At 70.1% G+C, this 22,063-nt stretch carries 16 protein-coding genes; 9 read left to right on the top strand and 7 right to left on the bottom strand.

From position 1 onward, the window contains the following. Positions 1–15 precede the first annotated feature (15 nt). Positions 16–2,730 (bottom strand): aconitate hydratase AcnA, encoded by a 2,715-nt coding sequence (gene acnA, locus OG230_RS27770; protein WP_328906455.1) that lies wholly within the window; start codon positions 2,728–2,730, stop codon positions 16–18. Between the two features lie 312 nt (positions 2,731–3,042). Between acnA and OG230_RS27765 the strand changes: the two genes are divergently transcribed. Both OG230_RS27765 and OG230_RS27760 read left to right on the top strand, forming a co-directional pair. Beyond that, on the top strand, positions 3,043–3,852 hold the full coding sequence (locus OG230_RS27765; RefSeq protein ID WP_328906454.1) for an MBL fold metallo-hydrolase: 810 nt from the start codon (positions 3,043–3,045) through the stop codon (positions 3,850–3,852). A gap of 168 nt (positions 3,853–4,020) precedes the next feature. Next, entirely contained in the window at positions 4,021–5,550 is a 1,530-nt protein-coding gene (locus tag OG230_RS27760) for a helix-turn-helix domain-containing protein (protein ID WP_328906453.1), read from the top strand. 146 nt (positions 5,551–5,696) lie between these two features. On the opposite strand, the gene OG230_RS27755 is transcribed toward OG230_RS27760, so the two are convergent. From OG230_RS27755 to OG230_RS27745, 3 genes are all read right to left on the bottom strand, one after another. Next, complete coding sequence (locus OG230_RS27755) at positions 5,697–6,641, bottom strand: NmrA/HSCARG family protein (protein ID WP_328906452.1); 945 nt, start codon at positions 6,639–6,641, stop codon at positions 5,697–5,699. A gap of 262 nt (positions 6,642–6,903) precedes the next feature. Beyond that, positions 6,904–8,295 (bottom strand): glycosyltransferase family 4 protein, encoded by a 1,392-nt coding sequence (locus OG230_RS27750; RefSeq protein ID WP_328906451.1) that lies wholly within the window; start codon positions 8,293–8,295, stop codon positions 6,904–6,906. A gap of 244 nt (positions 8,296–8,539) precedes the next feature. Continuing rightward, a complete protein-coding gene (locus tag OG230_RS27745) occupies positions 8,540–9,376 on the bottom strand; it encodes a helix-turn-helix domain-containing protein (RefSeq protein ID WP_328906450.1) in 837 nt (278 codons plus the stop codon). Between the two features lie 112 nt (positions 9,377–9,488). Here OG230_RS27745 and OG230_RS27740 point away from each other — a divergent pair, with 112 nt between their 5' ends. Further along, positions 9,489–10,082 (top strand): NADPH-dependent FMN reductase, encoded by a 594-nt coding sequence (locus OG230_RS27740; protein ID WP_328906449.1) that lies wholly within the window; start codon positions 9,489–9,491, stop codon positions 10,080–10,082. Between the two features lie 85 nt (positions 10,083–10,167). On the opposite strand, the gene OG230_RS27735 is transcribed toward OG230_RS27740, so the two are convergent. Next, complete coding sequence (locus tag OG230_RS27735; protein WP_328906448.1) at positions 10,168–10,725, bottom strand: GlcG/HbpS family heme-binding protein; 558 nt, start codon at positions 10,723–10,725, stop codon at positions 10,168–10,170. A gap of 239 nt (positions 10,726–10,964) precedes the next feature. Here OG230_RS27735 and OG230_RS27730 point away from each other — a divergent pair, with 239 nt between their 5' ends. Continuing rightward, positions 10,965–11,768, top strand: coding sequence for an inositol monophosphatase family protein (locus OG230_RS27730; protein WP_328906447.1), 804 nt, complete (start codon positions 10,965–10,967; stop codon positions 11,766–11,768). Positions 11,769–11,999: 231 nt separating this feature from the next. Continuing rightward, positions 12,000–12,203: a cold-shock protein gene (locus OG230_RS27725; RefSeq protein ID WP_037908938.1), complete on the top strand. Its 204-nt coding sequence runs from the start codon at positions 12,000–12,002 to the stop codon at positions 12,201–12,203. A 110-nt stretch (positions 12,204–12,313) separates the two neighbouring features. On the opposite strand, the gene OG230_RS27720 is transcribed toward OG230_RS27725, so the two are convergent. After that, a complete protein-coding gene (locus OG230_RS27720; RefSeq protein WP_328906446.1) occupies positions 12,314–12,565 on the bottom strand; it encodes a hypothetical protein in 252 nt (83 codons plus the stop codon). A 190-nt stretch (positions 12,566–12,755) separates the two neighbouring features. On the opposite strand from OG230_RS27720, the gene OG230_RS27715 reads away from it, so the two are divergent. Further along, entirely contained in the window at positions 12,756–15,137 is a 2,382-nt protein-coding gene (locus tag OG230_RS27715; RefSeq protein ID WP_328906445.1) for a discoidin domain-containing protein, read from the top strand. Between the two features lie 48 nt (positions 15,138–15,185). Here OG230_RS27715 and OG230_RS27710 read toward each other — a convergent pair whose 3' ends face one another. After that, complete coding sequence (locus tag OG230_RS27710; protein ID WP_328906444.1) at positions 15,186–17,243, bottom strand: phosphocholine-specific phospholipase C; 2,058 nt, start codon at positions 17,241–17,243, stop codon at positions 15,186–15,188. Positions 17,244–17,571: 328 nt separating this feature from the next. Between OG230_RS27710 and OG230_RS27705 the strand changes: the two genes are divergently transcribed. The 3 genes from OG230_RS27705 to OG230_RS27695 all read left to right on the top strand — a co-directional run bounded on the left by OG230_RS27705 (position 17,572) and on the right by OG230_RS27695 (position 22,061). Then, positions 17,572–19,017, top strand: a complete 1,446-nt coding sequence (locus OG230_RS27705; RefSeq protein ID WP_328906443.1) for an MFS transporter — start codon at positions 17,572–17,574, stop codon at positions 19,015–19,017. Between the two features lie 405 nt (positions 19,018–19,422). Beyond that, positions 19,423–20,568: a glycosyltransferase gene (locus OG230_RS27700; RefSeq protein ID WP_328906442.1), complete on the top strand. Its 1,146-nt coding sequence runs from the start codon at positions 19,423–19,425 to the stop codon at positions 20,566–20,568. After that, a complete protein-coding gene (locus OG230_RS27695) occupies positions 20,565–22,061 on the top strand; it encodes an exopolysaccharide biosynthesis polyprenyl glycosylphosphotransferase (RefSeq protein ID WP_328906441.1) in 1,497 nt (498 codons plus the stop codon). The genes OG230_RS27700 and OG230_RS27695 overlap by 4 nt, the downstream gene beginning before the upstream one ends. Positions 22,062–22,063: the final 2 nt, after the last annotated feature.

The following is a 22,063-nucleotide window of genomic DNA, read 5'->3' as shown; positions in this document are numbered from 1 at the left end:
GCTGTGCGGTGCGCTCTACTTGCGGATCAGGCTGCGGAGCACGTACTGCAGGATGCCGCCGTTGCGGTAGTAGTCCGCCTCGCCGGGGGTGTCGATGCGGACGACACCGTCGAACTCCACACCGGTGTCGGTGGTGACCTTGACCGTGGTCGGCGTGGTGCCGTTGTTCAGCTCGGTCACGCCGGTGAAGGAGAAGGTCTCCTCGCCGGTCAGGCCGAGGGACTCGGCCGTCCGGCCCTCCGGGAACTGGAGCGGGAGGACGCCCATGCCGATGAGGTTCGAGCGGTGGATGCGCTCGTAGGACTCGGCGATGACGGCCTTGACGCCCAGGAGCGCGGTGCCCTTGGCAGCCCAGTCGCGGGAGGAGCCGGAGCCGTACTCCTTGCCCGCCAGGATGACGAGCGGGGTGCCCGCGGCCTGGTAGTTCTGCGAGGTGTCGTAGATGAACGACACCGGGGCGTCGGCCTGGGTGAAGTCGCGGGTGAAGCCGCCCTCGGTGCCCGGCGCGATCTGGTTGCGCAGGCGGATGTTGGCGAACGTGCCGCGGATCATGACCTCGTGGTTGCCACGGCGCGAGCCGTAGGAGTTGAAGTCACGGCGCTCGATGCCGTGCTCCGTGAGGTACTTGCCGGCCGGGGTGTCGGCCTTGATCGCACCGGCCGGGGAGATGTGGTCGGTGGTGACCGAGTCGCCCAGCTTGGCCAGGACGCGGGCGCCGGTGATGTCGACGACCGGGGTCGTCTCCATCGTCATGCCCTCGAAGTACGGGGGCTTGCGCACGTAGGTGGACTCGGAGTCCCACTCGAAGGTGTTGCCGGTGGGGATCGAGAGCGCCTGCCACTGGGCGTCGCCCGCGAAGACGTCCTGGTAGGACTTGTTGAACATGTCCTCGCCGATGGAGTTGGCGACGACGTCGTTGACCTCGGCCTCGGAGGGCCAGATGTCCTGGAGGTAGACGGGCTTGCCGTCCTGGTCGACGCCGAGGGCGTCCTTGGTGATGTCGACCTTCATCGAACCGGCGATGGCGTACGCGACGACCAGCGGCGGGGACGCCAGGTAGTTCATCTTGACGTCGGGGTTGATCCGGCCCTCGAAGTTACGGTTGCCGGAGAGCACCGAGGTCACGGCCAGGTCGTGCTCGTTGACCGCCTTGGAGACCTCGTCCGGCAGCGGGCCGGAGTTGCCGATGCAGGTGGTGCAGCCGTAGCCGACGAGGTTGAAGCCGACCTTGTCGAGGTACGGGGTCAGGCCCGCCTTGTCGAAGTAGTCGGTGACGACCTTCGAGCCCGGGGCGAGGGTGGTCTTGACCCACGGCTTGCGGGTCAGGCCCTTCTCGACCGCCTTCTTCGCCACGAGCGCCGCGGCGACCATGACGTAGGGGTTCGAGGTGTTGGTGCAGGAGGTGATCGCGGCGACGGTGACGGCGCCGTGGTCGATCTCGTACGTCGTGCCGTCCGGGGCGGTCACGGTGACCGGGTTGGTCGGGACGCCGTTGTGGGAGGCCGGGGAGTCGGAGGCCGGGAAGGACTCCTTGCCCGACTCCTCGTCGTCCGCGACGTAGTTGCGGACGTCCTGGGCGAACTGCGCCTTGGCGTTGGCGAGGACGATGCGGTCCTGCGGGCGCTTCGGGCCGGCGATGGAGGGGACGACCGTGGAGAGGTCGAGCTCCAGCTTCTCGGAGAAGTCCGGCTCGGCGGCCGGGTCCAGCCAGAGGCCCTGCTCCTTGGCGTACGCCTCGACGAGCGCGACCTGCTGGGCGTCACGGCCGGTCAGACGGAGGTACTTCAGCGTCTCGTCGTCGATCGGGAAGATCGCGGCGGTGGAGCCGAACTCCGGCGACATGTTGCCGATGGTGGCGCGGTTCGCGAGGGAGGTGGCGGCGACGCCCTCACCGTAGAACTCGACGAACTTGCCGACGACGCCGTGCTTGCGGAGCATCTCGGTGATGGTCAGCACGAGGTCGGTGGCGGTGGTGCCGGCCGGGAGCTCGCCGGTCAGCTTGAAGCCCACGACGCGCGGGATGAGCATGGAGACCGGCTGGCCGAGCATCGCGGCCTCGGCCTCGATGCCGCCGACGCCCCAGCCCAGCACGCCGAGGCCGTTGACCATCGTGGTGTGCGAGTCGGTGCCGACGAGGGTGTCGGGGTACGCCTGGCCGTTGCGGACCATGACCGTACGCGCGAGGTGCTCGATGTTCACCTGGTGGACGATGCCGGTGCCCGGGGGGACGACCTTGAACTCGTCGAAGGCCGTCTGGCCCCAGCGCAGGAACTGGTAGCGCTCCTTGTTGCGGCCGTACTCCAGCTCGACGTTCTGCGCGAACGCGTCGTTGGTGCCGAACTTGTCGGCGATGACGGAGTGGTCGATGACCAGCTCGGCCGGGGCCAGCGGGTTGATCTTCGCCGGGTCGCCGCCCAGCTCCTTCACGGCCTCACGCATGGTGGCGAGGTCCACGACGCAGGGGACGCCGGTGAAGTCCTGCATGATCACGCGGGCCGGCGTGAACTGGATCTCCTGGCTGGGCTGGGCCTGCGAGTCCCATCCGCCCAGCGCCCGGATGTGGTCGGCGGTGATGTTCGCGCCGTCCTCGGTGCGGAGCAGGTTCTCCAGCAGCACCTTCAGGCTGTAAGGGAGGCGCGCGGAGCCCTCGACCTTGTCCAGCTTGAAGATCTCGTACGACTCGTCGCCCACGCGCAGCGTGCTGCGGGCGTCGAAGCTGTTCGCCGACACGACAGTCTCCTTCTTCAATGTGCGCGTACTACCGCGCCGCGCCTCATTGGCGGCCGGCGCCGCATGGTGCCGCCTACGGCCCCCACCATCCGCTAAGGTAAGGCTTAGTTAGGTAACCCTTACCGTGCGGCGGCTGCGGTACGCCTCGGCAGATATCTCGATGTCGAGATAACTCTAGTACATCGCCGCCGCGCGGTCATGCCCGGGCGCCGTGTCCCGGTCCGCTTCGATGGGCGGCGGAGCCGAGCTTGACAGAGGATGGACGGGAGAGGCCACGAGCGATCACCAGCCCAGGGGGGCCTGGAGTCCGCCATGCCCGTCCACAAGGTCCGTCCCGACGTCAGCGTCATCAGCGACAGCCTCGAAGTGCCCGGGATCGGGCACATCCCCGTCAACGCCTTCGTCCTCCACTCCGCCCAGCCCGTCGTCGTCGACACGGGGCTCGGACTCCCCGACCGGAACTTCCTGGAAACCCTCTCCTCCGTCATCGATCCGGCCGATGTGCGCTGGATCTGGCTGACACACCCGGACCGGGACCACACCGGCGGGATCTTCGACCTGCTGGCCGCGGCGCCCGAGGCGCGCCTCGTGACCACGTTCCTGGCCGTCGGGATCATGTCCTGCGAACGGCCACTGCCGATGGACCGGCTGTTCCTGCTCAACCCGGGACAGTCGCTGGACGTCGGCGACCGGACGCTGACCGGCTTCCGGCCACCGCTGTTCGACAACCCCGCGACCGTCGGCTTCTTCGACGACAGCTCCGGAGTGTGCTTCAGCTCCGACTGCTTCGGCGGACCGCTGCCCAGCGCGGACCTGGCGGAGGCCCCGGACGTCGGCGCGGTCGGCTCGGAGGACCTGCGGGCCGCCCAGCTGCTGTGGGCCACCGTGGACAGCCCCTGGGTGCAGACCGTGGACGAGCAGCGGTTCCTCGGAACCTTCCGGCAGCTGCAGGACAGGCAGCCGGAACTCGTCCTCTCCACGCATCTGCCGCCCGCCCCGGGACTCACCGGCCGGATGATCGACACGCTGGGCTCGGCGGCCGGCTCCGCACCCTTCGTGGGCCCGGACCAGACGGCCCTGGAACAGATGCTGGCCGGCTTCGAACCGGCCGGCGGGCGCTGAGGTCGCCCGTCCCCTCTCCGACGACCCGAACGGACGCGCCCCACCTGCCGGTCCGTCAGACCTGACGGACCATGAGAGGGGGGCGCGTCCGCGGTCCGGCGCACAGCCGGTACGGGACACCACACCCCCGGCGCGATCTTCATCTCATATCTGAGATAACGTTCGGGCATGGAAGACGACTACCTCGTACGCATCGGCAAGCTCATCCGTGACGCCCGTCAGCACCGGGGCTGGACACAGACACAGCTGGCCGACGCGCTCGGCACAAGTCAGAGCGCGGTCAACCGGATCGAGCGCGGCAACCAGAACATCAGCCTTGAGATGATCGCCCGTATCGGCGAGGCTCTCGACAGCGAGATCGTGTCGCTCGGCTACGCCGGCCCCATGCACCTCAGGGTGGTGGGCGGCCGTCGGCTCTCCGGCTCCATCGACGTCAAGACGAGCAAGAACGCGTGCGTCGCACTGCTCTGCGCCACGCTCCTGAACAAGGGCCGTACGGTCCTGCGCCGGGTCGCGCGCATCGAAGAGGTCTTCCGGCTCCTGGAGGTGCTGAACTCCATCGGCGTCCGCACCCGCTGGATCAACGACGGTGTGGACCTGGAAATCGTCCCGCCCGCCCAGCTCGACCTCGCGGCCATCGACGCGGACGCCGCGCGCCGGACCCGTTCCATCATCATGTTCCTCGGCCCGCTGCTGCACCGTGTCGACCAGTTCACCCTGCCGTACGCGGGCGGCTGCGACCTCGGTACGCGGACCATCGAGCCCCACATGATCGCGCTGCGCCGGTTCGGCCTCGAAATCGCCGCGACGGACGGGCTGTACCACGCGCAGGTCGACCACTCCGTCACTCCCGGCCGCCCCATCGTGCTGACCGAACGCGGCGACACGGTGACCGAGAACGCGCTGCTGGCCGCCGCACGGCACGACGGCACGACCGTCATCCGCAACGCGTCCTCCAACTACATGGTCCAGGACCTGTGCTTCTTCCTCGAAGCGCTGGGTGTCGAGGTCGAGGGCATCGGCACCACGACGCTGACCGTGCACGGTGTGCCGCAGATCGACGTCGACGTCGACTACTTCCCGTCCGAGGACCCGGTCGAGGCGATGAGCCTGCTGGCCGCCGCGGTGGTGACGGAGTCGGAGCTGACGATCCGCCGGGTTCCGATCGAGTTCCTGGAGATCGAACTCGCGGTGCTGGAGGAGATGGGCGTCGACTGCGACCGTACGACGGAGTACGCCGCCGACAACGGCCGCACCCGGCTGGTGGACCTGACCGTCCGGCCCTCCAAACTGGAGGCGCCGATCGACAAGATCCACCCGATGCCGTTCCCCGGCCTCAACATCGACAACGTGCCGTTCTTCGCCGCCATCGCGGCGTCCGCGCACGGCCAGACGCTGATCCACGACTGGGTCTACGACAACCGCGCCATCTACCTGACCGACCTCAACCGCCTCGGCGGCAGGCTCCAGCTCCTCGACCCGCACCGCGTACTGGTCGAGGGCCCGACCCGCTGGCGCGCCGCCGAAATGATGTGCCCGCCCGCACTGCGTCCGGCGGTGGTGGTCCTGCTCGCGATGATGGCGGCCGAGGGCACGTCGGTGCTGCGCAACGTGTACGTGATCAACCGCGGGTACGAGGACCTGGCGGAACGGCTCAACTCGGTGGGCGCGCAGATCGAGATCTTCCGGGACATCTGAGACTGCACACCTGACCACTCCGCCACACCCCACGTGAGCTGCACACATGCACATCGGGGGGTGTGGCGGTGTCATAGGCACTGTCGCGGCGTCGAAATATCCCTGTTGTTCCGTGTGCCGCGGCCGGCCCGCGGACGCCGCGCAGGTCAGGACTGGAACTGGTCGCGGTGCGCGGTCAGCCAGGTACGGAAGTCCTGCAGGCCGGGGTGGAGCGCGCGGACGGCGTCGAGGTCGCGGGCGGTGGTGAAGGCGTGCTCGCAGTCGGCGTAGTACTGGAACATGTTGCCGGCCTCGTCGGCGCCGGGGAATCCGAGCGCGCGGAAGGCGTCGGGTGTCAGGGGCCGGTATCGCACCGGTTCGCCCAGCACGTCGGTCATGACGGTGGCCATGTCGGCGACCGTCAGGTGCTCGCCGGCGATGCTGACCGTGGCGGGGATGAAGTCGGTGCCGCCTTTGAAGAGGGCCAGTGCCGTCTTGCCGATGTCGTCGACGCCGATGCCGGAGAGCCTGCTGTCGCCCATGGGGTAGACGAGTTCGAAGGTTCCGTCCTCCCCGCGCTGTGGGGCGAACATGGACAGCAGGTTCTCCCAGTAGAAGGTGGTCCGCAAGAACGTGGTGGGAACACCGGCTTCGGTGAAGAAGTGGTCGGCCTCCGCCTTGGCGTCGAAGTGCGGCACGTTGTAGGAGCCCTGCAGGACGGGCATCCGGTCGTCATCGAGCGGGATGCACTCGCGTGTGTCCTCCAGCGTGGACCAGATCGCGTGCTGCACGCCTGCATGCCCGGCCGCCCGGGCCAGTGTCTGCGCCTGATCCTTCTCGTGGGCCGCGGACATGTCCTCCCAGAAGTTGGTGACCAGGAAGGCGCCATAGGCGCCTTCCAGCGCCGGTCCCAGGCTCGCCTCGTCATCGATGTCTGCCCTGACCACCTCAGCACCGAGACCTTCGAGCTCTCTGGCGCGCTCCGAATCCGGCCTGCGCGTCACAGCCCGCACCCCGAAACCGCTGTCCTTGTCGTCCAGGGCCGCCCGCGCCACGGCCCCACCCTGGTGTCCCGTCGCGCCGAACACGGTGATGATCCGCCTGTTGCCCATCGCCAGCACCTCTTCCTGCCACAGCCGCCCATAGGAACCTGATAGCGAAACCTACGGCGACGAACTGCCCGGCCGCGGCGTACACGCCGAGACGTTCCAGGGCCACCCACTCCCGAGTGCTCCCGGAATCAGCCCACCTGACGGGTCGCCGGTCCAGGGCCCGACCGGCCCTGTTGCGTCTGCCCCCGGCAGCTCGGGCTCCGGTCGTGCGGCCCGGAGCTTCGAGCCGGCCCCGCACCGCACTCCCGCCGGGCCCGTCCGCTCAGAGACCCAACGATTTGGTCGTGAGCGTGGAGGGTCCCTGCGCGGGGGTCGAGGACGCCTGGTGGCTCAACGGCTGTCCCGGGGTGGCGTTCGGCGAGGTGAGTTTCGCGGCTTCGGCCATGCCCAGCTTGCCGGACTGGAGTTGCACCGAGCCGCGCACGTTTCCGTCCTTGGCCGCCATTCCCGCTTCGACCAGGGCCGTCCCCGCGTTCTCCCACGTGTAGTTCTTCAGCACCTTGTGCAGTTCGTACGCGCCGACCTTGCGGTCCGCCCAGTTGTCCTGGACCTTCCCGATGGCCTCCGCCCAGGCGATGTGCCGCTGCGAGGCGTCCTCGGGTGTCATGACCACGCTGTCCCTCCCCAGGTGCTCCGCGCCACGGACGGGGTCCTGGAGGAACTTGGCCGCGCCACTGTCCCGGTTCACGAGGATCGGGATGCAGTGCGCGGCGGCTTCGGTGGCGACGAGGCCGAAGCCCTCGGTCTTGGACGGCATGATCACCACATGGTTGGCGTGCATGTCGTCGACCAGGTCCTGCTTGACCTTGGTGAAGGGCTTGACGGTGACCCTTCCCGTTCCGCCGGCGAGCACGTCCGCCTCGGCCTGCGTCTCCTGGAGCTTGTCCGGATTCGCGCCACGGACGGTGAGATGCACGTTCGCGCCGCCGTCGTTGAGATGCTTCACCGCCGCCAGGGCGTCGCCGCCTCCCTTCATGGGGTCGTCCATGCGCCCCATCAGCAGAACGTTGAGCCGATCCGTCGGCGAGGGCGGGATGAAGGTCTTGACCGTTTCGCCACCCGGCATGAGATCGTGCCAGCTCTTGGCCTCCCCGGTCGTCTTCTGAATCCGCCGGATGTCCTCGGTGAGTGCTCCGCCGACACCGACGCCGACGTGGGCGGTACGGAGAATCTCCCTCTCGATCTTCACCTTGGCCTCGCCTGCCGCCGTCCGCATCCGAACCATTTCCTCGTCGTTCAGATCGGTGATCTTGGCTCGCTCCAGCTTCTCGGGAGAGGTGTGCAGGAAGTTCATGTGCACGGCGTCCGGATACCAGGCGGCCTGCATGGCGGACGCCGCAGCTCCGGAGAACCGGCTGTGCCCGATGACGATGTCGTACGTGCCCGTGCCGCCGGCCGGGAGGCCGAAATCCTCCGGTTTCTGCTGCGCCGCCTTGAGTATCGTCTGCATCTTGTCCTCGCCCGCCACCGGGGAAACGGCGTGAACATTCGCCCTTCCGTGCGGTTGCGGCCTGTCCGTCACGTAGAGCAGGTCCACCGTGTGATCCGGGTTCTCCGCGAGCCCCACCGTGAGGAGCTGGTTGAACACGGGAACGCCGCCGAGCCCCATGCCACTCTCGTCGGAGACGACGAGGATGCGCTTCTTCTCTGCCATGCCGGTTCCTCTTCTCTGCTGCGCTCGGAAGGCATCCGGTGGTGACCAGGGCATCGAAACGTCATCGCCGGTCCCAGGGAGCCCCGGTGCCACATCGCGGACGTGGGCACCGACCTGCTGGTGCGGGGTGACCACGGAGGATCACTACGGGGCCGTGGGACGGAGGGTTCAGGGGCCGGAGGGGGTTTTTACGTCACCCCACGCCGCACTGTCGTTCGAGCGACTCCGCGGACACAGGGCCGCGTTACGAGATGGCCCGCAGCAGGCCGCGGGGACCGTGGAGCAGGTGGTCGACGGCCTCTGCCGTCTTCTCGTCCGCCGGGAGATAGACGACCAACTGCTGTGCGTCCTGCTGGAGTTCGAGTGTTTCGCGGAGGAGGTGGAGTTCGGTGCCGGTGGTGTGGTTGAGGCGGATGGCGCCGCGTCGGGGAACCACATGGCGATTCAGGCGGCGGGTGAAGTCGGGGCCTGCGGCGGGGGCGAGTTCCGCGGTGAACCACTCGGAGTTCTCCACGGAGGGCCCGAGCCACACGTCGAACGCCTGCTCGTCCGCGACGTCGTCCCAGTCGGCGAAGAACGTCCGGGCGCGGGGGTCGGTGAAGACGTACCGGGTGAGGTTCGGGGCGTCCCCGTCCAGCATTCCCGTTCCGCTCGTCACCATACGGAAGGCTTCGGTGTGGGCGAGGATGTCGCCCAGCCGGTTGGTCACGAGGGCGATCCCCGGTTCGAGGAGGCGCAGGGTCGCCAGGACCGACGGACGGACCTCGCGGCGCGACGGGGCCGGCTGGAGGTGCGCGGAGCACACGCCGCCGCTGATCTTCGCGAGGTAGCGGAGGTGGGTCCGCTCCGAGGGGTCGAGGCTGAGTGCGTCGGCGAGCGCGTTCACCACCGCCACCGAGGGGTTGCGGTCACGGCCCTGCTCCATGCGGGTCAGGTACTCGACACTGATGCCGGCGCGCGCGGCGAGATCCAGCCGGCGCAGACCCGGTGACCGGCGGCGCCCGTGATCGGGCAGACCCAGCGATTCCGGCTGGGTGCTGTCGCGCTTGGCCCGGATGAAATCCCCCAACGGCGTTCCCATGAACCGAGCATACGGCGGTGGCCACGGGCGGCCGAGTGCTCAGCCTGGCCCTGCGGGGGCCAGCCTGAACACGGCCTGGCCCGGTGCGCGGTGCGGCCCGATCGTGGTGGACATGGAGAGACAGAGCAAGCTGCTGATCATCGTCGGAAGCGTCCGCGAAGGGCGGTTCGGTCCTGCCGTGGCCTCATGGGTCGCCGAACAGGCCGGTGCTCATGGCGGGTTCGAGGTGGAGGTCGTCGATCTGGCGGACATCGAGATCCCGTTGACGCTGCCGGCGGCCTCGCCGAAGTACGCGGGCGACGACTATCCGCGTCCCGCCGGGATGGCGGCGCTGACGTCGGCCCTGGAGGGCGCCGACGCGTTCGTCGTGGTCACCCCGGAGTACAACCACAGCTATCCCGCGTCGTTGAAGGCGGCCATCGACTGGCATTTCACCCAGTGGACGGCCAAGCCCGTCGCCTTCGTCAGTTACGGCGGTGCGGCGGGCGGGCGGCACGCGGTGCTGCATCTGGAGAACGTGCTGACCGAGCTGCACGCGGTGACGATTCGGGATGGTCTCGCCTTCCCGAACTACTTCACTGCCTGGGAGGACGGCCGGCCCCTCGACCCCGGGGCCCCGGGGTACGCGAAGACGCTGCTCGACCAGCTGGCCTGGTGGTCGGCCGCGCTCCGGGCGGCGCGCAGCACCACTCCGTACCCGGCGTGAGCCACTGCCGGACACGCGGCCGGCCGTACGGAAGTGGCCGGCGGCACCCGTTCGGGGGGATCGGGTGCCGCCGGGGTCCTGGGGGTTACTTCGCGAGCGAGGCGACGCCGGCCTGGGCGAACTTCTCGTCGAGGTCGCCGCTGGGGGCACCGGCCACACCGATGCCGGCGACGGGGGCGCCCTTGGCGGTGACGGGGGCGCCGCCGCCGAGGAAGAGGGTGCCGGGGATGTCCTTCAGCGTCGGGGCCGACTCCAGGCGCTTGGCCAGCTCGGACGTGGGGGCGTTCCAGGAGACGGCGGTGAACGCCTTCTTTTCGGCCGCCTCGTAGGACTGCGGGCCGGCGCCGTCGCCGCGCAGCGTCACGATGGTGTTGCCGTTGCGGTCGACGACGGCCACGGAGACCCGCTGGTTCTCCTTCTTCGCGGCGTCGAGCGTCGCCTGCGCGGCCTCGGTGGCGGCCTCGACCGTCAGGTGGCTCGTCTGCATGACGTTCTTGTTGGCCGCGTCGGCCTTGACGGCCGCGCCGGGGGCGGCGGCCGGGGTGGCGGCGTTGGCGGAAACGGCGCCGAACGTACCGGCGCCGAGGGCGGCGGCAGCGACGGTACCGGTCAGAACGCGGGTACGCAGCGACATCTTCTTCATGGTCAACGGCTCCTTGGGGCTGACGCCCGGTGGGGGCTCGGGAAGCTCTCTGCGTTCCCGCTCTGCACTCCATCCTGGGCCCGTTTCCCGCCCGAACCGGTCGGCCTACAAGCTCTCCCCGGCTGCCCCGGCGGACGACACGGGGGTCAGCCGATCGGATGATGCGGCCTTCTCCCCGACGGGGGGATCCCGGTGGTCACGGGCCTGACCGCAGCTACGACAGGCCCTAGCCTTCAGGCATGATCACCTCAAACGCAGGCCGGGACGACACCGAGATCGCGATAGCCGCCGTACGGGCCGGCGCGGACGTGGTGCGGGGCATGTACGGCCGTCGGCTCACCCGTATCGACAAGGGTGCCGGGGACTTCGCCACCACCGCCGATGTCGAGGCCGAGAAGGCGATCCTCGGCGTCATCCGTGCAGCCCGGCCCGACGACGCGGTGCTCGGCGAGGAGGGCGGGCAGCAGGGCGCCTCCGGGGCGGTGCGCCAGTGGTTGGTCGATCCCCTGTGCGGCACGCTGAACTACGCGGTCGGCTCCATGCTCGTGGCCGTCAACGTGGCCCTGCGCGACGGGGCGGCGGCCGTGGCCGACCCGTTCGCCGACGAAGTCTTCTTCACCGACGGAGAGACCGCCCGGGTACGGCGGAACGGGACCGACGCACCGCTGGTGCCCACCTCGGCCACCGGCCTGGTGGACGTCAATCTGGACCCGCCCTTCCCGGGCGCTCCCGGCTTCCGGGCGGTGGATCTGCTGGCCCACCCCGGCTTCGTCGAGCGGTTCCGGCCACGCGTCGTGTCCACAACGCTGGCGGTGGCCTGGGTCGCGGCGGGCAAACGCGCCGCGTACGTCACCGATGGCGGCGACCTGTCCGGGAGCGTGCACTTCGCCGCCGGGATCGCGCTGTGCCGGGCCGCCGGCTGTGTGGTCACGGGGATCGACGGGGCCCCGGCCGGACCGGGGGGCCGCGGACTCGTCGTGGCCGCCGACGCCGAGACCCACGGGCTGCTGATGTCGATGATCCGGGGCCGGGAAGCCACGTAATTCTTTTGCTCCTGGCAGGTGACTGCCACAACGGTCGGGGCGTCGCTCACCGTATGGGCCGGTCGGCTGTGTAGCGTCGGGTCCAGCTGTCGTGGTTCAGAAGGTGCGGTTGCCCGTGAACGCGAGTTCGCGGGCGTTCTGCTGTTCGACGTCTCTGAGAACCAAGACGATCACCTCTCCGGTGCCCGTACGGTGCGGGCGCCGATTTCTGTGTCTGCTTGGAGGACAAAAATGGCCAGTGGAACCGTGAAGTGGTTCAACGCGGAAAAGGGCTTCGGTTTCATCGAGCAGGACGGCGGTGGCCCTGACGTGTTCGCCCACTACTCGAACATCGCCGCCCAGGGCTTCCGCGAGCTCCAGGAAGGCCAGAAGGTGAACTTCGACGTCACTCAGGGCCAGAAGGGCCCGCAGGCGGAGAACATCACCCCCGCCTGACCGCCCGGGATCCGAGCGGGCTCCGCGCATCAGATCCGCGGGGCCCGCTCGCCCGGGCACCCGGCCGCTCCGGACGGGGCAGGCCGATGTGTTCTTCGGGCAGTGCGCGTTCAACCCCCTGTCGGATTCGTGTCCTCGATCGATTCCAGGAGGCTTCGGCGCCTGCGACGGGACAGGGAGTCGCCGTCGACGCTGCTCATCGCCCAGGGGAGGGCGCAGGGACCTTCGTGATCGGGGTCGGGGCACAGGACGTCCGTGATCCGGTCCATCAGCGCTTCGTGCTCGGCCGCCGTGGCGACGACGGCGATGCCCACGTGCCGCAGCCGTGGCTGGTCCGCGGGTTCCGTGGTGGGTTCGGACATGGTGCGGTCTCGTCTCTGGTAGGAGGCGGGGGCCCTCATGGCAGGAATCCGGAAGGTACGTCATCGGGAGCGGGCCCCGTCCGTGGGCCGGGGTCTGTCGATCCTCTTGCCCCACAGGTGGGTCAAGTGGTGTAGTCCACTGCTGACAGGAACGACTCCCACCTCATGGCGTCCCCCAGGAGGACCACGCATGAGCAAGAGCTCACCCCTTCCACGCCCCTCCCGCCGGAGCGTCGTCACAGCGATGGCCGCGACCGCGCTCCCCGTCGGCCCCATGGCCCTCTCCGCGTACGCCGCCGACGGCGTCCCGGACCGGGGCGGGTCCGTGCAGGGCGTCAATCCGCGGCCGGTCGTCGCGCCCGCTCTGCAGGAGTGGGCGGGGGGCACCGGGGTCTTCCGGCTCACCGGGTCCTCACGGGTGGTCGTCGCCCCGGAGGATGCCCAGCGACTGCTGCCGCTCGCACGGCAGTTGACCCAGGACATCGCCGACGTCACCGGGATCCGGCCGGCGGCGGCGCGTATCACCGCGAGCACCGCCGAGGGCGACGTCCTCCTGCGGCTCGACCCCGGCGCCCGGCACGACAGGGGCGGCGAGCGGTACCAGCGGGAGGGATACGCGTTCGAGGTCACCGAGGATCTCGTGACCATCACCGCCCCCGCGTACAGCGGCGTGTACTACGGAACCCGGTCACTGCTCCAGATCCTGCTCCGTGACGAACAGCGCCGCACCGTCCCGGCCGGAACCGCGCAGGACTGGCCCGACTACGCGCTGCGCGGCTTCATGCTCGACGTCGGCCGGCGCTTCTTCACGCCCGGCTTCGTCCGCGACTACCTGCGGGTGATGGGCTGGTTCAAGCTCAACGAACTCCAACTCCATCTGAACGACAACGAGATACGCCCGCCCGGGGGCGACTGGAGCAAGGCGTACGACGCCTTCAGGCTGCGCAGCGACAACCCCGCGTTCGAGGGTCTCGCCGCTCCCGACGGTTCCTACGCACGTGCGGACTGGGACTCCTTCGAGGACACCGCGGCGCTGCACGCCGTGCGCCTCACCCCGGAGATCGACGCCCCGGCCCACGCCCGCTCCTTCGTGCGCGTGCGCCCCGACATCGGTCTCGGCGGTGCCAACAGCGACCATCTCGACCTGGGCAACCCGGACACGATGACCTTCATGAAGGAGGTCTTCGACGAGTTCACTCCGTGGTTCCGCAGCCCCGAAGTGCATTACGGTGCCGACGAGTACACCGGTCCGGAGTCGCACTACCGCGCGTACTTCAACGGCATGGCCGCCCATCTGCGCTCGCTGGGCAAGCATCCGCGCGCCTGGGGCAGCCTCAGCGAGATGACCGGGGACACGAGCGCGTACGACCGGGACGTCACCATTCACAGCTGGAACAACGGCTGGTACGGGCCGAAGGCCGCGACGGCGGACGGCTACGAGATCGTCAACACCAACGACTCCCTGCTCTACATCGTCCCCTTCGCCACGTACTACCATCCGCGCGGTCTCGACGGCCGTTTCCTGTACGACTCGTGGGCGCCCCATGTCTTCCCCGGCCAGGAGAGCCTGACCCCCGGCCACCCGCAGCTGCGCGGCGCCATGTCGGCGGTCTGGAACGATCTGGTGCACGCCACGTACACCCAGCAGGAAGTCCACGGCCTGGTGGAGAAGACGTTCGGCATCCTCGGCCAGAAGATGTGGAGCGGGGCCGCGGCGAGCCTGTCGTACACCGACTTCACCACACAGCTGCGGCGTGGTGCGCTCGGCCCCGGTCTGACCACGGTCACCCCGACGCTCCCGGAACCCGAGCAGGTGTCCTTCGGGGCCGCCGCGACCGCCTCCTCCGGGGCGTACGCCGGGAACGCCACCGACGGCAGCCCGGTCACCCGCTGGACCAGCGGGGCCGAGCAGGGCGGGCCCTGGCTGCGCGTGGACCTGGGACAGGTCCGCGACGTGCAGCGGGTGCGGCTCGACTGGGGTCCCGAGTACGGGCGTTCGTACGACATCGAGGTCTCGGACGACGGCGGCACGTGGCGTACGGCCGCGAGCCGCCGGGACCTGGGCCGGCCGGGCCGGGACACGCTGGCGTTCGAGGCCACCCGGGCACGCTTCGTGCGCGTGCGCGGGCGCGAGACGGGCAGGGTCCGCTGGACCCTCTGGTCGGTGGAGGTCTTCGACATCCCGGACCTTGCGCGCGGGCGGGCGACCAGCGCGTCGTCGGAGGAGACCGGCACCCTCACGGCGGCGAACGCGACCGACGGGGATCCCGGCACCCGCTGGGCGTCGTTGTACACGGACAGCGAGTGGCTGGCCGTCGACCTCGGTGCGCCGCAGCCGGTTCGCCGCATCGTGCTCGACTGGGAGGCGGCGGCAGGCCGCGACTACGACCTCCAGGTCTCGGACGACGGTACGCAGTGGCGCACCGTCGCCGAGCGGCGCGGCCGGACCACCGCGGGCGTCGACACCGTGGAACTCCCGGCGCCCGTCACCGCCCGCCATGTCCGGATGCGGGGCGTCGCACGGCAGACGACGTACGGCTATTCGCTGTACCGCTTCGAGGTGCGCGGCTGAGAGCCGGGCCCGCTCCTGCCCGGGGACGCCCCCGGGCAGGAGCGCCGGTCAGCCGGTGATGATCGCCGGGTCGCTGACGCCCGGGGCGCCCGTCTCGACGTGTCCGGCGAACCGTCGCCGGAAGGTGCTGTTCCCGTCGGAGACGACGGTCAGGTCGTACCAGCGCGCGCTCGCCCGCAGATCGGCGGTGTGGGTCACCGTGGCGCCCTTGGCCACCTTGAAGGTCTGCGTGGCGCCGCCGTAGGCGTTGCTCAGGGTGAGGTTGACGGCGGTGGCGCCCGGGTTCGTCATGGTGAGCACCACCGTGCCCGCGACGTTGTCGTGACGTGCGGTCACTTCGGGACCCGCGGTCGTGCCGGGTCCGCGGAAGGTGCGCAGGAAGCCGTTGGGGCCGTACACCCAGAGGTCGTACACGCCCTTCGAGTAGCTCGTGTTCCAGGTGTCGGAGAGTGTCTTCCCGGCCTCCGCGGTGTACGTCCACGGTCCGTCGGTGCGGTTCGGGGACGTGACGTGGAAGCAGGCACCGGCCTGTGCGCCCGCTCCGAAGGACAGCGTGAACCGGCCCGTCGCGGGGATCGCCGTGCCGTCGGACACCAGGGTGTACGGCAGCGGCCTGGCGGGGCGCGAGCCCCGTTCCTGGACGGGCAGGGCTCCGACGGCGGGCGGCTTCGGTACGTAGCTGGGGTGCCGGTCGCCGTCCGGCGGGCGGTAGCCCTCGGTGCCGGGGAGCGCGGCGGGCGTCGTGTCCTTGAGACCGAAGTCGAAGACCGAGGTGAGGTCGCCGCAGACGGCGCGCCGCCACGGCGAGATGTTCGGTTCGCTCACCCCGAAGCGGCGCTCCATGAACCGGATGATCGATGTGTGGTCGAAGACCTGCGAGTTCACGTAACCGCCCGTGCTCCAGGGCGAGACGGCGATCATCGGGACCCGCTGGCCGAGGCCGTAGGCACCGGCGGCGTACCGGATGTTCCCGCCGAAGTGGTCGAGCGCGGTGCTCACGGTGGAGAGGCCCTGGGCGGCGGAGGAGGGCGGGTACGGCGGGACGAGGTGGTCGAAGTAGCCGTCGTTCTCGTCGTAGGTGACGAAGAGGGCGGTCCTGCTCCACACCTCGGGGTCGGAGGTCAGCGCGTCCAGGACCTGGGATATGTACCAGGCGCCGTAGTTGGCGGGCCAGTTCGGGTGTTCGCTGAAGGCTTCCGGCGCCGCGATCCAGGAGACCTGCGGCAGCCTCCCGGCGCCGACGTCGGCGCGCAGCACGTCGAAGAGGCCGTCGCCCTTCGATACGTCCGTGCCGGTGCGGGCCTTGTCGTACAGCGGGTCGCCGGGCACGGCGTTGCGGTACTTGTCGAAGTACAGCAGCGAGTTGTCACCGTAGTTGCCCCGGTAGGCGTCGTCGATCCAGCCCCATGATCCGGCCGCGTCCAGGCCGTCGCCGATGTCCTGGTACACCTTCCAGGAGACTCCGGCCTGCTCCAGGCGCTCGGGGTACGTCGTCCAGCCGTACCCGGCCTCCTCGTTGCCGAGGACGGGGCCGCCGCCCTTGCCGTCGTTGCCCGTGTGCCCCGTCAGCATGTAGTAGCGGTTGGGGTCCGTGGCTCCGATGAAGGAGCAGTGGTACGCGTCGCAGACCGTGAAGGCGTCGGCGAGGGCGTAGTGGAACGGGATGTCCTCACGGGTCAGATACGCCATGGTGCCCGCGGACTTGGCGGGGATCCACTGGTCGTACTTACCGTTGTTGAAGGCCCTGTGGCCGCCGGCCCAGTCGTGGTTGAGACCGGCGATGAACTGCATGCCGAGGTCGTCGGCGTCCGGACGGTAGGGCAGCACCTCCTTGGAGCCGTCGGGCTGGTGCCAGACCGGTTTCCCGCCCGGGAGTGCCGTGGGACGCGGATCGCCGAATCCGCGTACGCCCTTCATCGAGCCGAAGTAGTGGTCGAAGGAACGGTTCTCCTGCATCAGCACGACGATGTGCTCGACATCGGCCAGGGTGCCGGCCACACGCCGGGCGGGGATCGCGGCGGCGCGGGCGATGCTGTCCTGCAGGGCCGACAGACCTGCGGTGGCGCCTGCGATCTGCAGGAAGCGGCGGCGATTGAGTTCAGGCATGCGGGTGAGGACCTCTTCGGAGTCGGGGGCAGAGCCTTCTGTGGCGGTTCCAAGGGCAGCTGGCTGAAGGGGCGTCCGGGCGTCGTCAGGGCCACGGGGCGCCGTATGCGGCAAGAACGGCAGGCAACAGACGCCTCATGACGGCGCGTCAGTTTAGGGGACGGCCCGGTACGGGTGGCGGCGGGCACCGAAGAGTCCATGGAGCCGACCGAGAAGTCCATGCCCGGCAAACCCGTCGCGCGCTTGCCAGATATACGGGGTGGGGGTATACATGTCGCAGCACTCATCCATACCCCCCTGGGGTATCCCCGACAGAGGGAGTAGGGACATGTCAACCGTCGATCCCCGGCGCTGGTGGGCACTCGCCGTGCTGGCCACCGCACAGTTCATGGTCATCATGGACACCTCGATCATCGGGGTGGCCCTCCCCGAGATGCAGCGCGACCTGGGCTTCTCCCAGGGCGATCTGCAGTGGGTGTTCAACGCGTACGTCATCGCGTTCGGCGGCCTGCTGCTCCTCGGCGGCCGGCTGTCGGACCTGCTCGGCGCCCGCAAGGTGTTCGCGGGCGGCTGGCTGATCCTGATCGCCGGATCGGTCGTCGCCGCGGCAGCGGGCGACGCCACCACCGAGATCGTCGGCCGCGCCGTCCAGGGCGTCGGCGGCGCCCTCATCGCACCCGCCTCGATGACCCTGCTGATGATGCTCTTCGGCCACAGCCCGAAGGAGCTCGGCAAGGCTCTCGCGTTCTACGGGGCCGCGGCCCCCGCCGGCGGCACGGCGGGCGTCTTCCTGGGCGGCGTCTTCACCGAATGGGCCAGCTGGCCCTGGGTGTTCATCATCTACGTCCCGATCGGCGTCGCCACCCTCCTCGCCACCGGCCTCCTGCCCGCCGTACCCGGCAGGCGCGGCGGAGTCGACGTCCTCGGCGCGACCGCCGTCACCGCGGGACTCGCCCTCGCCGTCTTCGCCCTGGTCCGCGCCCCCGAAACCGGCTGGGGCAGCACCCAGACCGTGCTCCAACTCCTGGGCGCCGCAGTGCTGCTGGCCCTCTTCCTGGTGATCCAGCGCTCGGCCCGCACCCCACTCATGCCCCTGAGTATCTGGCGCACCCCGGGCCTCGGCGCCGCCAACGTCGCCATGGCCCTGCTCGGTGCCGCGTGGATCCCGATGTGGTACTTCCTCAACCTCTACCTCCAGCAGGTGCTGGGATACGGGGCCTTCGCCAGCGGTGCGGCCCTGCTCCCCATGACCGTGCTGCTCATGATCTTCATGACCGCGATCACCGCACGGCTCCTCGGCCGCTTCGGCGCCAAGCCCCTCATCGCGGGCGGACTCCTCGTCCTCGCCGCAGGACTCCTGTGGCTGTCGGCCGCCGAACCGACCGGCACCTTCCTGATCGACGTGCTGCCGGCCTCGCTCGTCGCGGCCCTCGGCATGTCGCTCGCCTACATCCCGGCCATGATGGCCGCCATGTCCGGCGCCCCGCAGGAACAGGCCGGCCTCGCCTCCGGCATCGTCAACACGACGTACCAGGTCGGCTCGGCTCTCGGGCTGGCCGCGCTCACCGCACTGGCCACCTCCCAGGGCGCCGGCCGGCTCGGTGACCTGCCGGCCCTCACCGAGGGCTTCGCCTCCGCCTTCACGGGCGCCGCGGTCATCGCACTCGCCGGGGCGCTGCTCACCCTGGTGCTCATGCGGGGCGGCGGGCGGTCCGCGCCGGAGACGGAGCAGGACTCCTCGCCGAACACCCACGGCGCATCCGTCAAGGCATAACCCCTCTCCGTCCGCATCACGCAGGTCCGGCCCGCACCGATTCAGGTGCGGGCCGGACCTGCGTCTGTTCCTTTCCCCCATTCGAATGGACGAGGTGGGGGAATTCCTGTTCGTCGAGCATATGAGCGAACGTAAAAATATCCCCAGTCGGCCGCGTTTATGCGGCCCACGATCGTTACTGACAGGGGGTCAGAGCAAGCTGCCAAACGGGGGTGCCCCAGACGGCCCTATGAGCGAGTCTGGCGTGTTTTCTGGTGAACTGTCTGTCAAAGTGCACTTCTGCTTTACCCACTTGATCAGTCCTTAATATTCCCTGCCGTCGGCGCCATTTCGGGCCCGTCCTTCGGGGGGCACGTGAGAAGAGAGCCATGCGTGCGGCAAAAGAGCTTTTCTGAAGAAAGAGAATTGACGGTTCTCCATCTGGTACAGCCGGTGGAGGGCGGAGTCGCGCGCGTCGTCACGGACCTCGTCAGGGCGCAGGCCGGAGCAGGACTGCGGCCCGTGGTGGCCTGTCCGCCCCAGGGGCCGCTGGCGGCGGGGGCCGCGGCGGCCGGAGCCGAAGTGCTCGCCTGGCCCGCCGTACGCGACCCCGGTCCCGGGCTGGCCACGGAGGTGGCCACCGCGGGCAGGCTCGTCCGGCAGTGCCGTCCTCAGATCGTCCACGCCCACAGCGCGAAGGCGGGCCTCGCGGGGCGGCTCGCGGTCCGGAGCCGTGTCCCCACCGTCTTCCAGCCGCACGCCTGGTCCTTCGAGGCCGTCGAGGGTCGGACCGCCCAACTGGCCGTCAGGTGGGAGCGGTTCGGGGCCCGGTGGAGCGACCACATCCTGTGCGTCAGCGAGTCCGAGCGCCGCACGGGCCAGGAAGCGGGCATCGCGGCGGCCCGGTGCTCGGTGATCCACAACGGCATCGACCTCGGGCACTTCCGTCCCGGAGGCCCGGCGGAACGTGCGGCGGCCCGCGCCGCACTCCCCCTGCCGGGCGGCATGGACGCGGCGACGCCGCTGGTCGTGTGCGTCGGCAGGCTCAGCCGGCAGAAGGGTCAGGACGTGCTGCTGCGGGCCTGGCAGCAGCTGCGCGTCAGGGGCGCCCGGCTGGTCCTGGTCGGCGACGGACCCTACGAGCGGCAGCTGCGTGACGCGGCCCCCGCCGACGTGGTGTTCACGGGGGCGAGTCAGGACGTCCGCCCGTGGATCCACGCCGCGGACGTGCTCGTGCTTCCGTCCCGGTGGGAAGGAATGGCGCTGGCTCCCCTCGAAGCGATGGCCTGCGGCAGGCCGGTCGTGATGTCCGACGTGAACGGGGCCAGGGAGAGCCTGCCCCCGGGCCACGAGGCCCACTGCCTCGTACCCCCCGAGGACCCGGCGGCCCTCGCGGCCGCACTCACCGCCCTCCTGACCGATCCGGCGCTGAGGGACGAGCTGGGCCGTACCGCCCGGACCCACACGCGATCCGTTTTCGACGTCCGGAAGACCGCCGGAGCCGTCCACCGCATTTATCAGGAACTTGTCGGCTTGTCCCGGCCCACGACGAGAGAGCGCACCGAGCCATGACTACGGAGAGAGCCCCCGCACCCCGCGCTGCCCAGGCAACGGCCGAACCCCCCACGGCCTCCACCGTCCATCCCCCACGGCGGGGCACCGGACGCGCACCGTCCCGGCGCACCGGACGCCGCTTCCGCGGATACGGGCCCGCGGGACGGCTGCTGGCCGCCGACGGGCTGGCCCTGGGGCTCACACTGGCCGTGCTGCCCGCGACCCCGTGGCCACCGGCCGTCCTCGCGGTCCAGGTCGTGATGCAACTCCTGCTGCACGCCCACCGGGGGCTGTACCGGCCGGGGCTTTCCACGTCCACCCTGGCCGAACTGCCCGCGCTCCTCGGTCTCGGTCTGATCCAGTGGTTCGCCACCGCGGAGATCCTCACCGCGTACGACCCGCGCCACGCGATCAGCTGGACGGCGCTGGGCCTCGCGGTCGTCACCCAGACGCTGCTGTGCTGCGCCGCCCGCGCCCTGGCCCACCGGTCGAGGCTCCGCGCGGCGGCCCGCAACCCCCGGTCGGCCCTGGTCGTGGGCCACGGCCCGATCGCCCACCAGGTCACGGCCGCCCTGCACGAGCACCCCGAGTACGGACTCCGGCCGGTCGGCCGGGTCGATCCCGCGATCCCCGGGGCCGACGCCTCCGCGACTCCGCCGCCCGGCACCGCTCCCCTGCCCGTCCTGGTCACCCTGGAGGACGTCGGCCGTGCGGTCATCCAGAACAGCGTGCGCGACGCCGTCTTCACCGTCGCCCCGGGAGCCGCCCGCGACGGCGAGGCCCTGTTCGCGCTCCTGGCCCGGCACGGCTGCCGGATGTGGCTGATCAACGGTCCCGCCGGTGGCGCCTTCACGCCCCACCGGGCCGCCGCTCGCCCCGACCACCTGTGGGGCTTCGCCGCGTACGCCCTGCACAACGGAGGCGGCAGGCCGGTGTCCTACGCGGCCAAGCGGGCCATGGACGCCCTGCTGGCCGCGCTCGCCCTGCTCGCGGCGGCACCGGTGCTGGCGGTCTGCGCCCTCGCCGTCCGGATCTCCGACGGCCCCGGCGTGATTTTCCGTCAGGAACGTATCGGACGGCACGAACAGCCCTTCGTCCTACTGAAGTTCCGCACCATCCGGCCGGCCGACGCGCACGAGTCCGCCACCCGGTGGAACGTGTCCGCCGACCGGAACATGAGCCGCGTCGGCCGTCTGCTGCGCCGCACCTCCCTCGATGAGCTGCCGCAGCTGTGGAACGTGCTGCGCGGGGACATGAGCCTGGTCGGACCGCGCCCCGAACGCCCCTACTTCGTCGACAGGTTCAGCCGTCTGCACGCCGGCTACGGAGGCCGCCACCGGATGCCCGTCGGCATCACGGGACTGGCCCAGGTGCACGGGCTGCGCGGCGACACGTCCATCGAGGACCGGGCCCGCTTCGACAACCGCTACATCGAGACCTGGTCGCTCTGGCAGGACGTATGCGTCCTCGCCCGCACGGCCGGTTCCCTGTTCCGTCCGGGAGGCAGCTGACC

The sequence above is a fragment of the Streptomyces sp. NBC_00234 genome, from assembly GCF_036195325.1.
Lineage (GTDB): Bacteria > Actinomycetota > Actinomycetes > Streptomycetales > Streptomycetaceae > Streptomyces.
Note: the sequence above shows the minus strand (reverse complement) of the source record. Positions and strands in the feature narration are given on the sequence as shown.

Excerpts from the sequence above, each read along its gene's own strand:
- OG230_RS27745 (WP_328906450.1), bottom strand. The coding sequence starts at position 9,376 with ATGGGAACGCCGTTGGGGGATTTCATCCGGGCCAAGCGCGACAGCACC.
- OG230_RS27730 (WP_328906447.1), top strand. The coding sequence starts at position 10,965 with ATGATCACCTCAAACGCAGGCCGGGACGACACCGAGATCGCGATAGCC.
- OG230_RS27765 (WP_328906454.1), top strand. The coding sequence starts at position 3,043 with ATGCCCGTCCACAAGGTCCGTCCCGACGTCAGCGTCATCAGCGACAGC.
- OG230_RS27760 (WP_328906453.1), top strand. The coding sequence starts at position 4,021 with ATGGAAGACGACTACCTCGTACGCATCGGCAAGCTCATCCGTGACGCC.
- OG230_RS27740 (WP_328906449.1), top strand. The coding sequence starts at position 9,489 with ATGGAGAGACAGAGCAAGCTGCTGATCATCGTCGGAAGCGTCCGCGAA.
- OG230_RS27695 (WP_328906441.1), top strand. The coding sequence starts at position 20,565 with ATGACTACGGAGAGAGCCCCCGCACCCCGCGCTGCCCAGGCAACGGCC.
- OG230_RS27725 (WP_037908938.1), top strand. The coding sequence starts at position 12,000 with ATGGCCAGTGGAACCGTGAAGTGGTTCAACGCGGAAAAGGGCTTCGGT.
- OG230_RS27705 (WP_328906443.1), top strand. The coding sequence starts at position 17,572 with ATGTCAACCGTCGATCCCCGGCGCTGGTGGGCACTCGCCGTGCTGGCC.
- OG230_RS27735 (WP_328906448.1), bottom strand. The coding sequence starts at position 10,725 with ATGAAGAAGATGTCGCTGCGTACCCGCGTTCTGACCGGTACCGTCGCT.
- OG230_RS27755 (WP_328906452.1), bottom strand. The coding sequence starts at position 6,641 with ATGGGCAACAGGCGGATCATCACCGTGTTCGGCGCGACGGGACACCAG.
- OG230_RS27710 (WP_328906444.1), bottom strand. The coding sequence starts at position 17,243 with ATGCCTGAACTCAATCGCCGCCGCTTCCTGCAGATCGCAGGCGCCACC.
- OG230_RS27750 (WP_328906451.1), bottom strand. The coding sequence starts at position 8,295 with ATGGCAGAGAAGAAGCGCATCCTCGTCGTCTCCGACGAGAGTGGCATG.
- OG230_RS27715 (WP_328906445.1), top strand. The coding sequence starts at position 12,756 with ATGAGCAAGAGCTCACCCCTTCCACGCCCCTCCCGCCGGAGCGTCGTC.
- OG230_RS27720 (WP_328906446.1), bottom strand. The coding sequence starts at position 12,565 with ATGTCCGAACCCACCACGGAACCCGCGGACCAGCCACGGCTGCGGCAC.